Source organism: Castellaniella sp. (genome assembly GCF_041675725.1).
GTDB lineage: Bacteria > Pseudomonadota > Gammaproteobacteria > Burkholderiales > Burkholderiaceae_B > Castellaniella.
Map to the genome: position 1 here is coordinate 1 of NZ_JBAYTI010000039.1, position 13,493 is coordinate 13,493.

The window sequence follows — 13,493 nt, forward strand, 5'->3', positions numbered from 1 at the left end:
CCAGCGACTCCACGTGTCCGCCCACCTCGGTGGCCACCACGGGCAGGCCCGCCAGGCAGGCGTCCAGGACACTGCTGCCCAGGGCCTCGGCGCGCGAACTGCTGGCATACAGATGGCCCAGCGCCAGCGCATCCCCCATCTGCGCCTCGAAGCCCATCAAGACATAGTCTGCTGACAGCGCCAGCGCCTGGATGCGCGCGCGGGCGGCCGGTGCCGCCGACCCATCCGCGCCAAAATGCAGGCAGATCAGTTCGGGGTGCGTGCGCCGGGCCAGGGCCACGGCCTCGATCAGCAGGCAGGGATCTTTTTCGGGCGTCAGGGCAGCGGCCGTGACCAGCACGGACCGTCCATCCAGCCCGAGGCGGGCCTGCAGGGCCCGTACCCGGGCGGGATCCACGGGCAGGGGCTCCACGGCGCTGGGGATGACGGACACCGGCAGGGCCAGCGCGCGCGGCGCCAGCGCGCTGGCTTCGCTGATCGCCACCAGCGCATCCACGCGCGACCACTTCCAGCGATGGCGCTGGGCGGCCCCCACGGCCTCGAATGCGGTACGCCGGGTAAACACGGTCTGCGCCGGCAACAGCGGGCACATCACGGCCAGCACGCTCATGGCCTGCGCCGTCTGGGCATGCAGGATGTCGAAGCCGCGGCGGCGCAACAGCAGCTGCCAGGCCAGCGTGCCCACACCCGGGCAGGCCAGGACCGGCACACCGGCCGCCTGCGCGCGCTCGGCCAGCGGGCCGCCGGCACGGGCCGCCAGGGCCACGGCATGCCCGCGAGCCTGCAGCCCCTGCAAGGTCAGCAGGGTCTGGCGTTCGCCGCCGCGCCAGCCTTTTTCGAGATTCAGGTGCAGAATGCGCACTTCAGGGCTTCGGGGATTCAGGGCTTGCGCTTGGGCCGCGACCAGCCCGGGATCGTTTCCTGGGGCGCCCGCGACAGGGTCAGCTGACCGGCGGGCGCATCCCGCACCAGCGTCGTACCGGCCCCCAAGGTGGCCCCGGCCCCGACCCGCACGGGCGCCACCAGCTGCGTGTCCGAACCGATGAAGGCATCGTCTTCGATCACCGTCTGGAACTTGTTGACGCCGTCGTAGTTGCAGGTGATGGTGCCGGCCCCCACGTTGACCCGCTCGCCGATCCGGGCATCGCCCAGGTAGGCGAGGTGATTGGCCTTAGAACCCCTGCCCAGGCGCGTCTGCTTGAGTTCGACGAAGTTGCCCACGTGGGCTTCGGGGCCGACGTCGGCCCCCGGACGCAGCCGTGCATAGGGGCCGATGCGGGCGGCATCCGCCACCCGCGCCCCCTCGATGTGGCTGAAGGCCTCGATCGCCGTGGCCGCGCCGATGTCGGCATCGCGCAGCACGCAATACGGCCCGACCCGCACCCCGTCGGCCAGGCGCACCGCGCCCTCGAACACACAGCCCACGTCGATGTGGACGTCGCGCCCGCAATGCAGCGTGCCGCGCACGTCCAGGCGGGCCGGATCGGCCAGGCTCACGCCTTGTTCGAGCAGACGCTGCGCCTGCACCCCTTGCCAGATCCGCTCGAGTTCCGCCTGCTGCGCGCGGCTGTTCACCCCCAGGGTCTCCCAGGACGCGGCCGGCTGCGCGTGGGACACGGCTACGCCATCGGCCACCGCCAGGCCCACCACATCGGTCAGGTAGTATTCGGCCTGCGCGTTGTCGTTGCTCAGGCGCCCCAGCCAACGCCGCAGGGGCTCGAGCGGCGCCGCCAGGATGCCGGTATTCACTTCGCGCAGGGCCTGTTCCTGGGGCGTGGCGTCCTTGTGTTCCACGATGCGGACGATCCGGCCCCGGCCATCCCGCACGATGCGGCCATAACCGGCCGGGTCGGCCAGGGTTTCGGTCAGCAGGGCCAGCCCGCCCAGGCCCCGCGCCTGCAACAAGGCCTGCAAGGTGGCGGGCTGGACCAGCGGGACGTCGCCATACAAGACCAGGCACGCGTCGTCCGCGCCGCCCTGGAGCAACGGCATGGCCTGCATGACCGCATGCCCCGTGCCCTGTTGCGGCTGTTGCAGCGCAAACTGCAGCCCCTGGCCGGCAAATGCCTGCTGCACCTGTTCGGCGCCATGCCCCACGACGACCACGATCCGCTCGGGCGCCAGCGCGCGCGCTGCGCGCAGCACGTGGGCCAGCATGGGTTCGCCGGCAATGGCATGCAACACCTTGGGCTGCGCAGACCGCATGCGCGTACCTTGCCCGGCAGCCAGAATCACAATATTGAGCATCGATCAGCCGCCTGTCGAACGGGTCGGCGCCGCCCCCTTGCGCCCCTGGGTACCGGAGCGGGCCGTGGCTTCTGTGGCCCCGGTCGCTTTGGCACCGGTTTTCGTGCGGGCCTTGCCGCCCGCCCTGGCGGCTGCCGCGGGTTTGGCCGCCGGCGGGTTTTCGCCGCCGGCCCCAGCGTCGGCCGCCGGACCCTCGGCGGCCTCTTGCAGGCTGGCCGCCGTGGCCTGAGCCAGCTGTTCGAACTGCTGCTGCACCATGCGCCACCACTCGCCTGCGGCTTCGGCGTAGACACGGCCGGCCTCTTGCGCCGATGTCGGGGCATCCGCCGAAGCGCCTTCGGCCGCCTGCGCCGCCCCATCTGGCGACGCGCTGGACGCGGGCTCGGCGGGCCCGGCGGCGGCCGCCGACTGCAGGCCGGCCATGGACGCCAGGGTCTGATCCGCAAATGACTGGAACGTCTGCAAGGTGCTGCGCTGGATTTCCAGCCCCTGGATGGTGCTGGCCAGCATGCCGGCGTTGAGCTGCAGCCAATTGTGCACGGTCTGCAGCTCGCGGATGCGCTGGTCGAGTTCGTCGACCGACAGGGTGGGCAAGGCGCCGGCTCCGCCGCCCGCCGGCTTGCCGGTACCCGGCAGGCCCGCCATGTTCTGCCAGGCCTGACGCATCATGTCGAGCCCTGCAAACAGCGGATTGCCCGCCGCATCGCCTACCTGCCCGAGACCGGGCAGCACGAAAGGATTGCCTGTTTCTTGAGCCATGATGTTTGCCTCCCTGGGCATTGCCGATATGTCTGACAGCCGCCGGCACCACCCGCTGTGGCGCCGCCGGCACCCGGCTGGCTGTTCAGGACGCCTGCGCGACCGGATCGGCCAGCCGTCGCTGCAAAGAGTCCAGTATGCACAACTCGGCCTCCAGCGTGAAGACCCCACCCTCCAGACAGGACCACAAACCGGCCAGATCCAGGCAGCGGAACTCGATCACCTCGCCGTCCTGGTTCACCGGCACGACCCCGGCGGGCAGCACGCAATCGGCCAGCAGCACGTTCTCGACCTGATAGCCATCCGGCAGGCGGCGATGCATGCGCAGCACGGTGCGCAAGGGGCCGCACCCGTCCAGCATCATGGCCGGCAGGCCCGCTTCTTCGTAGGTTTCGCGCAGCAAAGCCGTGGCGCACGTCTCGCCCGCCGCGACCAGCCCGCCCGAGAGCGTGTCCCAGAGGCCCGGATCGGTACTTTTGTCGAGCGCGCGACGCGCCACCCACAGGCGGCCGTCCGGCGCCCAGGCATTCAGGTGCACGGACTGCGTCAGCAGGCCCAGCGGCCGCATGGCCCCGCGCTCGATGCACGCCAGCCGCTGGCCTTCGGCCACCACGTCGAGCGATTCATTGCGCCAGGCGCGAATCAGGCCGGCCTGGTTCAGCGCCTGGGCCATGTGCTCGAGCACGGTGTCCAGACTGCGGCGGGCGCCCGCCGTGACGTGCACCGCCTCGGGCTCGACGTGCACCCCGGGCAGGCCGGCCACGGCCGCCTGGGCGGCGGGTGTGATCCAGCCCCCGACCCGACCCGCCAGAGTGACCGGCCGGGCGCCCGCAGGCGGCAATTGCTGGGCCTGATGATTGAGGCGCGCCCTGCACGCCAGCAGATGAGCAGGGTCTGGAAGAAGAGCTGTGGACGGCATCCCGGCATTGTAATGGAATGGCGATCGCTGCCTTGAACGGCGGCCCCTGTTCGGGCCGGCGGCCCCTGCCCGCCCGGGATGCCCGCCCGGGCCCCGAACGCGCCATCCGGTGCGGCGACTTCAAGTACACTGGAACCGGACATCCCTGGAACCGTACATCGCCCGGGCCATCCCGGGCCCCATCGCGCACCGGGGCCGGCCACCTTGGCCGATGATCGCATTTCACGCTGAACACCATGAATCCCTTTACCATCCGCCGCCGTCATTTCCTGGGCACGCTGGCCGCCCTGACCCTGTACCCGGCCCTGGCCGCCTGCTCTCAGGATCCCGAACCCCTGCCATTCGAAGGCAACGACATCACCGGCAGTGGCCTGGGCCAGGACCTGGCCATGCCCGACACCCAGGGCCACATGCGCACCCTGGCCGATTTCAAGGGCAAGGTGCTGCTGGTGTTCTTTGGCTACACGCAGTGCCCAGACGTCTGCCCCACCGCCATGCTGGAAATCAGCCAGGCCATGGAGCTGCTGGGCGATCAGGCCAGCCACGTCCAGGTGGTGATGATCTCGGTCGACCCGGCACGCGACACGCCCGAAATCCTCCAGGCCTACGTCGAGCTCTTCGACCCCCGCTTCATGGGGCTGACCGGCACCCCCGAGCAGCTCGACAAGACCGCCCGCTCGTTCAAGGCGTTCTATGCCAAAGAGCCCGGCCCCAGCCCCAACCACTACGCCATGAACCACTCGGCGGCCTTCTACCTGCTCGACCAGAACGGCCAGCCACGGGCCCTGCTGGGCCCATCGCTCACCCCGGAAGACATGGCCCACGACATCCGCCTGCTGCTCGACGCCGCCTGAACCTGCGCAGCCCACGGCCGGCGCCCCGCGCGCCATCCGGGTGAACGGGGGCGCCGGCCGGCCCGCTCAGGACGGATCGGTACCGGGCAATGGCTCGGCGCCTGGCAATGGTCCGGCCTCCGACAATGGCTCGGCGTCCGATAATGACCCGGCGTCCGGCGATGGATCGCCGCTTGCCGATGGGGCGGCCGCCAGCGCCGGCTGCAGATCGGGCAGCGGCTCGTGGTGGCGCTCGCCGCGCTCGAACTCTTCCCAGACCTCGACCGCCCGCAGCCGCTGGCGCACCACCGTTTCGATGCGCTCGCGCAGCACCGGAAACTGGGCCTGCAGGCGCTGGAAATCGGCCTCGGGCAGCATCAGCAGGCGGCTGTAGCCCAGCGACCGCGCGCGCGCCTCGAAGTCGCGGTTCATCATCAGCGCGATTTCGCCGAAGATCTGGCCGCTGCCCAGCTCGGCCGTGGTGCCATCGGGCAGGTCCAGCAGCACGGCCCCCGAAGCCACGATCACCATGGCGCGGCTGCGCCGCACCCGCGGCACGATCGCCTGCCCGGGCAGCGCCAGCCGCGCCTTGAGCGCCTTGGCGATGGCCCGGCGCGTGGCTTCGTCCAGCCCCTCGAAGAACGAGACCCGCGCCACCAGCGCTTCGGGGCTGAGCGTGATGTCCAGGCGGCCGAACCGTTCGAGCGGCCCCCAGCGGGCCTCGACCTGATGGATCAGGTCTGCATAGGTCTCGCCGCTGATCAGATTCTGGCTCAGCATGTCGCGATAGCGCAGGCGCTCGAGCGTGCGCGCCATGCGCGCCAGGTACGCCTCTTGTGCGGTCTGGGCATAGCGTGGATACTGCAGCACCAACGCCTGCAAAGCCTCTTCGAGCTGATCGAGCCGGCGCTGGTGCGCGTCTACGATAATGTCGGTGACCGCCTCGCCCAGCAGCGGCTGCACATCGCCGCGCGCAAACGAAATCAGGCGGTGCGCCACCGACCACTTGGCCATCAGCAGGTTGAAGCGCCGCGTGAGCGCGCGCACCAGCCAGAACTGCCAGCCCGTCAGGTGATGCAGCCGCATCGCCAGACGCAGGCTGAGCGAATATTGCAGGTCCGCCGCCAACGCCGCCTCGAACCCCGCCAGGCCCCGGGCGCGCACCGCATCGCTCAGGCGCTCGGCCCGCGACAACAGCGCCTCGGCCGTGCGCCAGCCCATGAGCTGTTGCTTGAGATTCTCGAAATAGAGCTCTTCTTCGCGGCCGGCCAGGATCCCCATGCCCACGGCGACTTTTTCTTCTTGGGTGAGCTGATGCACCTGCGTTGCATCGACGCTGGCCTGGCTGGCATCGAAGACGGCATGCAGGCGCTTGAGCACCGGCGCCTCGAGGTGCTCGTTGCGTGCGACTTCGTCGATCTTGTCGCGCAGGGCCTCGAGCTCGACCACCTGGGCCTGATCGCGCAACGCGCGATCGACCGGGTTGAGCTGATTCAGGCCCAGCCGCGTGATCAGCGCGCGCAGGCTCATGCCATTGACGAACAGCGTCAGGAGCACGAAGCCCGTCGTGGCCACGGCGATGAACTGGCGATCTTCGTGGGGGATGGCGGCCTGCTCGGTCACGGCCAGTGCCAGCGCCAGCGACACGGCCCCGCGCAGCCCGCCGGCCAGCATCACCGTGCGGTAGGCCGGGCTGACCTGCGTGCTCAGGCGCAGGCGGCCCATGATTGGCAGCAGGCCGAACACCACCAGGGCCCGCGCCGCCATGGTGACCGCATACAGCACCAGGATGAGCAGCACCTCCAGCCACGTGATCTCGGCCATCATGCGCGGGATCAGCATGGCGGCCAGCAGAAAGATCAGCGAATTGGCCCAGAAACCGAACTGCCCCCAGGCGCCTTCCAGCTGCTCGAACGTGGTCGGCGACATGCGCGTGCGCCCGTTCGACCCCACCACCAGGCCGGCGATCACCGTGGCGACGACGCCGGAGACGTCCAGATAATATTCGGAAATGAAAAAGGCCAGATAGGCCAGCGCCACGGTGAGCGTGATTTCGGCGGCCGGCCAGCCCCGCAGCCAGCGAAACAGCATCGTCGTCCCGGCGCCCATGACGAAGCCCATCAGCCCGCCGCCCAGGAACGAAACCAGGAAATCCTTGAATATCGTCAGCTCGGAAATGGGCGAACCGTCGATCAGCGCCGCCACCAGCACCGTATACAGGGCGATCGATGCCGCGTCGTTGAACAGGGCCTCGCCCTCGACCAGATTGGTCAGCCGCCGCGGCGCCCCGACTTCGCGGAATATGCTCACCACCGCGCCCGGATCCGTGGTCGCCACGATGGCCCCCAGCATCAGGCAGGCCACCAGCCCATAGGATGAGATCGCCGACAGCGACATGCCCACCATAACCGTGCACACCACCACCGCCACCACCGCCATCACCAGAATGGGGCTGATGTCGTCCATGAGCCGCCGGATATTCGTGGCCAGCGCCGTCTCGAACAGCAGGACGGGCAGAAAGACGAACAGGAAGGTCTCGGACGAGACCTCGAAATGCTGCAGGGTATCGAGGAAATCCCCCACCACGCCCGGTGCCCAGCCGTGCACGTGAATGACGACGCCCAGCACGAAACCGACCACCGCAAGCAGCACAGAATAAGGCAGGCGCAGGCGGCCGGCGAGCGGCGGCATGAACGAGATGAGGGCCAGCAGCCCTGCGAGGCCGAAGACCAGCAGGCCGATTTTCATGGGTGGATCCGATGCAGCAATGGTTGAGGCGGATACAGCCTCAAGAATAGCGGATCCATGGTTAAAAAAAAGGGATGCCGGTAAAGGCATCCCTCAAGTCGTCCGCTTCCATATAAGAGGGGAAAGGGTAGAAGCGGGCGAAAGAGGCACCTGACACGTCAGAGATGAGGAATGAAATGCGGCGCAAAGAAAAAAGTTCAACGTCGGCACACGCCGAATTGAAACTTTTTGTAACTTCGAAAAAAGGACCAGATCGACCGGGTTCGCGCGCGCCTGGGCCGGCAGCCCGGGAGCATGCCGTGGCGCGTGGGGTCTTGTGATGAGCCCGGCCGGCGAATGGGCCGGCGAGGCGTCAGGCGGCTTGGGAGTCAGGCGGCCTGGAAATCGGGCGCCTGGTCTTCCAGTGCGAGCCGCAGTTTCTTGAGCGCCGCGGCCTCGACCTGCCGCACCCGCTCGGCCGATATCCCGTACTCTGCCGCCAGTTCGTGCAGCGTGGCCGCCTTGCCGTCGGCCAGCCAGCGCGCCCGCACGATGTGCTGAGAGCGCGCATCCAGCGTCGCCAGCGCGTTCTGCAGGCCTTCGCCCTGCAGCGTGTCCATCTGCTGGCGGGCCAGCACCTGGGCCGGCTCCTGGGCGGGATCCGACAGCCAGGCAGAGGGCGCGTACTGGTCTTCGGCATCGACCGGAGCATCCAGGGCGCAGTCGCCCCCGGACATGCGCACTTCCATCTCGGCCACGTCTTCGGGGCGCACGTCGAGTTCGCGGGCAATGTCGGCCACCTGATCCGGTGCGAGGCTGGTGCCATCCGGGCGCATGCGGCGCAGGTTGAAGAACAGCTTGCGCTGCGCCTTGGTGGTGGCCACCTTGACCAGGCGCCAGTTGCGCACCACGTACTCGTGGATTTCGGCGCGGATCCAGTGCACCGCAAACGACACCAGGCGCACCCCGCGGTTGGGGTCGAAGCGGCGCACGGCCTTCATGAGGCCGATGTTGCCTTCTTGGATGAGATCGGCATGGGGCAGGCCGTAGCCCAGATACTGGCGGGCGACGGACACGACCAGGCGCAGGTGCGACAGGATCAGGTCGCGCGCGGCGTCGAGATCATTGTGGTCGTGCAAGCGATGGCCGAGGTCGGCCTCTTGTTCGGCCGAGAGCAGCGGCAGCCGGTTGACTGCCGCGATGTAGGCTTCGATGGTGCCCAGCGCTGCCGGATTGGCGATGGCCAGCGACAGCTGCGACGGCACCAGGGCCGTGGTGGTCGGTTTTGATGTCATGTGGCTGGGGCCTATTCAGGGTTTTCCATGATATTAGCACTCTAATGGTTAGAGTGCCAACTTTTCTGAGAGTTCCGCGATGACGGAACCGGCCCGGTCAGGGCAGTTCGAGATCGGCCACCAGCGGTGCATGATCCGACAGCTGCTTCCAGGGCAGACCGTGCAGCACCCGCGCCTTGCGTACGGCAAAGCCGCGCTGATAGATGCGATCGAGCCGCAGCCACGGAAACATGGCGGGAAAGGTGCGCGGCGGCGGGGTCGTGCGGGCCTGGCCATGAAAAGCCAGTTCGGGCGTGGCCCGCAAGGCGGCATCGGCCGTCCAGGGCAGGCGCTGGCGCAGGCGCGCCACCGTATGGCGCAGGCGGTAGACCTCGTCCACCCCTTGCGGGGCGGCGGAAAACACTTCGACCAGGCCCAGCTGCTCGACGAACAACGGCGCCAGACGGTTGCTCCAGTCGTTGAAGTCGCCGGCAATCAGCAGCGGCTCGGGGTCGGGCACCAGACGCCGGATGCGATCCACCAGCGCCTCGACCTGGCGCACCCGCCCGCCGGCGAGCAGCCCCAGGTGCACCACCAGGCAATGCACCGGCACGCCGTTCATCTCGACCACCGCATGCAGCAGGCCGCGCTGCTCGAGCCGGTGATCGGAGATGTCCTGGTTTTCGAAACTGAGGATAGGATAGCGCGAGAGCAGCGCATTGCCGTGATCGGTGGCGGCGCGTACCGCATTGCAGCCGTACGCGGCCTCCATGTGCAACGCGGCCGCCAGCGACTCGTGCTGCGCATCCAGGCTGACCTGCGCCTGGTTGCGCCCCTGGACCTCTTGCAGGAACAGCAGGTCGGGGCGCAGGCCGTACAGGCCCAGGCGCAGATCGGCCAGGGACTCGCGCCCACCGGTGGCCGAGCGCCCCTTGTGAATGTTGTAGCTGACGACACGTATGCCCGACACACCCCCCACCTATGCCGTTTCGATCTGGCGCAGCCGGATGTGCAGCTCGCGCAGCTGTTTTTCGTCGACCGGCGCGGGCGCATGCGTGAGCAAATCTTGGGCGCGCTGCGTCTTGGGAAACGCGATCACGTCGCGGATCGAGTCGGCCCCCGCCATCAGGGTGACCAGGCGATCCAGCCCAAAGGCCAGGCCGCCATGGGGTGGCGCCCCGTACCGCAGGGCATCGAGCAGGAAGCCGAATTTCTGCTGGGCTTCTTCGTCATCGATGTGCAGGGCGCGGAACACCTTGCTCTGGACGTCGGCCCGATGGATGCGTTCGGAGCCGCCGCCGATTTCCCAGCCATTCATGACCATATCGTAGGCCTTGGCCAGCGCCTGCCCGGGATTGGACTCGAGCAGGTCTTCGTGGCCGTCCTTCGGGCTGGTGAACGGATGATGCGCCGCCGTATAACGGCCTTCGGCCTCGTCGTACTCGAACATGGGGAAATCGACCACCCACAGCGGCCGCCAGCCGGCTTCGAACAGGCCGTGCTCGCGGCCGAAATCGCTTTGCCCGAGTTTCACGCGCAAGGCCCCCAGGGCGTCGTTGACCACTTTGGCCCGGTCTGCGCCAAAGAAGATCAGGTCGCCATCCTGCGCGCCGGTGCGCTCGATCAGCGCCCGCAGCGCGGACTCGTGGATATTCTTGACGATGGGCGACTGCAGCCCGGCCGGAATGTCGGCCGCGGCATTGACCTTGATGTAGGCCAGGCCGCGCGCACCGTAAATGCCCACGAACTTCGTATAGGCGTCGATATCGCTGCGCGGCAGGCGGGCCCCGCCCGGTACGCGCATGGCCACCACGCGGCAGCCGGGATCATTGGCCGGGCCGGCAAAAACCTTGAAATCGACGTCGCGCATCAGGTCGGCCACGTCGGTGAGCTCGAGCCGCACGCGCAGGTCGGGCTTGTCGGAACCAAAGCGCTGCATGGCCTGGGCCCAGCTCATGACCGGGAATGGATCCGGCAGCTCGACCCCGAGCACCTGGCGATAGACGTCGCGCACCATATCTTCGAAGAGCGTGCGGATCCGGGTCTCGTCCAGGAACGAGATTTCGCAGTCGATCTGCGTGAACTCGGGCTGCCGGTCGGCGCGCAGATCTTCGTCGCGGAAGCACTTGGTGATCTGGTAATAGCGGTCGAACCCCGCCACCATCAGCAGCTGCTTGAACAGTTGCGGCGATTGCGGCAGGGCGAAGAATTCGCCCGGGTTCACCCGCGACGGGACCAGGTAGTCGCGCGCGCCCTCGGGGGTGCTGCGCGTGAGCATCGGGGTCTCGATGTCGATGAAGCCCTGGGCATCCAGATACTGGCGCACCGCCATGGCCACCCGGTAGCGCAGCATCAGGTTGCGCTGCATCTGCGGGCGGCGCAGGTCGAGCACCCGGTGCGTCAGGCGCGTGGTCTCGGACAGATTGTCGTCATCCAGCTGGAAGGGCGGCGTGACCGAGGGGTTGAGGATCTCGAGATCCTGGCACAGGATCTCGACTTCGCCCGAAGTGAGCTCGGGGTTGTGCGTGCCTTCGGGGCGGCGGCGCACCCGGCCGGTGATGCGCAGGCAGTATTCGTTGCGGATGCGCTCGGCCAGGGCGAACACCTGGGGGGTATCGGGATCCACCACCACCTGGGCCAGGCCCGCGCGGTCGCGCAGGTCGATGAAAATCACGCCGCCGTGATCGCGGCGCCGGTGCACCCAGCCAAACAGCGTGACGGTCTGGTCGAGGTATTGCGTGGAAACCTCGCCGGTATAGCAGGTACGGTTCAAGTAAGGCTCCGTGTCGGAAGAATGTCTGGAGAAGCGGGGGCCGCCACCGAAGGCGGCGCCACCACGCCCATGGAGATGATGTATTTCAGGGCCGTCTCGACCGACATGTCGAGCAGGCGCACGTCGGTGCGCGGCAGCATCAGGAAGAAACCCGACGTGGGGTTCGGGGTCGTGGGCACATAAATGCTGACGTAGTCGCCCGGCAGGTGCGCGGCCGCCTGTTCGCAGGGCACCCCGGTGATAAACCCGATGGTCCATAGGCCTTCGCGCGGATACTGCACCAGCACCGCCTCGCGAAAGGCCTGGCCACCCGGGGCGAATACCGTGTCGCCCACCTGCTTGACCGAGTGATAGATCGAGCGCACCAGCGGGATGTGGCTGAGCAGGGCTTCCCAGCGTGCGAGCAGGGCCCGGCCGATGAAATTGGCGAAGACCAGCCCGGTCAGGAACACCACCACCAGCACCAGGGCCAGTTCGAACCCGGGGATGTCCACCCCGAACAGCGCCTCGGGCGACAGGAACGCAGGCACCAGCGAGACCAGCGTGCGGGCCAGCATGGCCAACACCCAGATGGTGGCCACCAGCGGCAGCCAGATCAGCAGGCCGGTCATGAAATAGCGTTTCAGAAAGCGCATGGTGCAAGTGCAGGCACAAGAGCCCGCCCCCTAGGAAAAGGCGCCGGGCAAGAGGAACATGATAGCAGCCACCAGCGTGGGCACCGCAGCCGCCCCCAGCAGCTTCAAGGGCGAAATCGTACCATGCGCGAAGCAGCCCTTGAGCAGCGAGAAGCCGGCCGGGTTCGGCGCATTGGCGATCACCGTCAGGCCGCCGCCCGTGACCGCGCCCGCCACCAGCATGTAGCGCCAGAGTTCATCGGTGCCCTCGACCAGCGAGCCCAGATAAGTAAGCGCGGCATTGTCGGTGACGGCCGTGAGCGCCGTGGCCCCGACATACAGCACGTAGGGCGACAGGCCCGCCAGCAGATCCTGCAGCCACCACTGCTGCAGCCCGCCGAGCACCACCAGGCCGGCCAGGAAGAAGCCCACCATCAACCCTTCGCGCAGCAGCAGGGGCGACTGATAGCGCTTGTAGGCATGGGCGTAGCCGATGAACAGCACCAGCAGGGCCAGAAAGATCGTCATGTGGTGCGATGCCAGAACCACCGCCAGCAGGAACAGCACGTGCACCAGCATGACCACCGGCGACATGGGCCGGCGCCGGGCGGTGGATTCGTCTTCGTGGTGGGGCCTGCCGATCGAGCCCTCGACCAGGAACGGCCGGCAGATGATGGTAAGCACCAGGCTGTTGAGCCCTACCGCCAGCACCGCGCGCCAGCCGAAATGGGTGGCCATGAAGGCCGTGTCCCAGCCGAAGGTGTGGGCCACCATGAGCACCGGCGGCGCCGCGTAGGCCGTGAGCACCCCGCCGATCGAGATGTTCACGAACAGCACGCCGATGGCCAGGTACTTGAAGCCGTCCTGCCCGGGGCGCCGGAAGTAGGCATCGCGCAGCAGCAGCGCGGCCAGCGTCATGGCGGCGGGTTCGGTGATCAGCGACCCCGACAGCGGCACCAGCGTCATGACCACGAAGAAGCGTGAGAGTTCGTGACGCACCGGGATCCAGCGCGAGACGATGTCGACCACCCCCTGCACCAGCTCGATGATGGGGCGGCTGGCCGCCACCACCATGATCACGAACACGAAGGCCGGTTCGGTGAAATTGCGGGTTTCGAGGTACTTGACGGCGCCCTCGAGCCCGAGGGTCAGCGCCATCCAGACGAACAGCGCGCAGGCCCAGACACCGAACACCGCCTCGACTTCGGACAGCAAATGCCACAGGCCGGCGTGCGGCCCCCCTTTGTTGGCCAGGCGGGCGAAGACAGGAACGGAGAACGTGTGGACGATGGCGATGGCAAAAAGAGCTGTTGCCACGACTTCGGTGTGACTGACCATATTCGGGTC

The 13,493-nt window shown here is 68.0% G+C and carries 11 protein-coding genes; 1 reads left to right on the top strand and 10 read right to left on the bottom strand.

What is annotated here, in order from left to right; translation table 11 throughout:
• From WCZ84_RS09085 to WCZ84_RS09100, 4 genes are all read right to left on the bottom strand, one after another.
• On the bottom strand, nucleotides 1-862 hold an 862-nt coding region (locus WCZ84_RS09085), incomplete at its 3' end, for a glycosyltransferase family 4 protein (RefSeq protein WP_372685953.1).
• Between the two features lie 17 nt (nucleotides 863-879).
• Nucleotides 880-2,247: a bifunctional UDP-N-acetylglucosamine diphosphorylase/glucosamine-1-phosphate N-acetyltransferase GlmU gene (gene glmU, locus WCZ84_RS09090; protein ID WP_372685954.1), complete on the bottom strand. Its 1,368-nt coding sequence runs from the start codon at nucleotides 2,245-2,247 to the stop codon at nucleotides 880-882.
• Nucleotides 2,248-2,250: 3 nt separating this feature from the next.
• Nucleotides 2,251-3,006 carry a PhaM family polyhydroxyalkanoate granule multifunctional regulatory protein gene (locus WCZ84_RS09095; RefSeq protein WP_372685955.1) on the bottom strand — a complete coding sequence of 252 codons (756 nt, stop codon included), beginning with the start codon at nucleotides 3,004-3,006 and terminating at the stop codon, nucleotides 2,251-2,253.
• Between the two features lie 85 nt (nucleotides 3,007-3,091).
• Complete coding sequence (locus tag WCZ84_RS09100) at nucleotides 3,092-3,925, bottom strand: NUDIX domain-containing protein (RefSeq protein WP_372685956.1); 834 nt, start codon at nucleotides 3,923-3,925, stop codon at nucleotides 3,092-3,094.
• A gap of 236 nt (nucleotides 3,926-4,161) precedes the next feature.
• On the opposite strand from WCZ84_RS09100, the gene WCZ84_RS09105 reads away from it, so the two are divergent.
• The gene (locus WCZ84_RS09105) at nucleotides 4,162-4,779 is read left to right on the top strand and encodes an SCO family protein (RefSeq protein ID WP_372685957.1); all 618 of its coding nucleotides are present in this window, start codon (nucleotides 4,162-4,164) and stop codon (nucleotides 4,777-4,779) included.
• A 66-nt stretch (nucleotides 4,780-4,845) separates the two neighbouring features.
• Here WCZ84_RS09105 and WCZ84_RS09110 read toward each other — a convergent pair whose 3' ends face one another.
• The 6 genes from WCZ84_RS09110 to WCZ84_RS09135 all read right to left on the bottom strand — a co-directional run bounded on the left by WCZ84_RS09110 (nucleotide 4,846) and on the right by WCZ84_RS09135 (nucleotide 13,484).
• The gene (locus tag WCZ84_RS09110) at nucleotides 4,846-7,506 is read right to left on the bottom strand and encodes a cation:proton antiporter (protein WP_372685958.1); all 2,661 of its coding nucleotides are present in this window, start codon (nucleotides 7,504-7,506) and stop codon (nucleotides 4,846-4,848) included.
• 368 nt (nucleotides 7,507-7,874) lie between these two features.
• Nucleotides 7,875-8,780 carry an RNA polymerase sigma factor RpoH gene (rpoH, locus tag WCZ84_RS09115; RefSeq protein WP_372685959.1) on the bottom strand — a complete coding sequence of 302 codons (906 nt, stop codon included), beginning with the start codon at nucleotides 8,778-8,780 and terminating at the stop codon, nucleotides 7,875-7,877.
• Between the two features lie 97 nt (nucleotides 8,781-8,877).
• A complete protein-coding gene (locus WCZ84_RS09120; protein WP_372685960.1) occupies nucleotides 8,878-9,729 on the bottom strand; it encodes an endonuclease/exonuclease/phosphatase family protein in 852 nt (283 codons plus the stop codon).
• A gap of 9 nt (nucleotides 9,730-9,738) precedes the next feature.
• A complete protein-coding gene (gene aspS, locus WCZ84_RS09125) occupies nucleotides 9,739-11,532 on the bottom strand; it encodes an aspartate--tRNA ligase (RefSeq protein ID WP_372685961.1) in 1,794 nt (597 codons plus the stop codon).
• A complete protein-coding gene (locus WCZ84_RS09130; protein WP_372685962.1) occupies nucleotides 11,529-12,167 on the bottom strand; it encodes a DUF502 domain-containing protein in 639 nt (212 codons plus the stop codon). The genes aspS and WCZ84_RS09130 overlap by 4 nt, the downstream gene beginning before the upstream one ends.
• 30 nt (nucleotides 12,168-12,197) lie before the next feature.
• Nucleotides 12,198-13,484, bottom strand: a complete 1,287-nt coding sequence (locus WCZ84_RS09135) for a putative Na+/H+ antiporter (protein ID WP_372685963.1) — start codon at nucleotides 13,482-13,484, stop codon at nucleotides 12,198-12,200.
• Nucleotides 13,485-13,493: the final 9 nt, after the last annotated feature.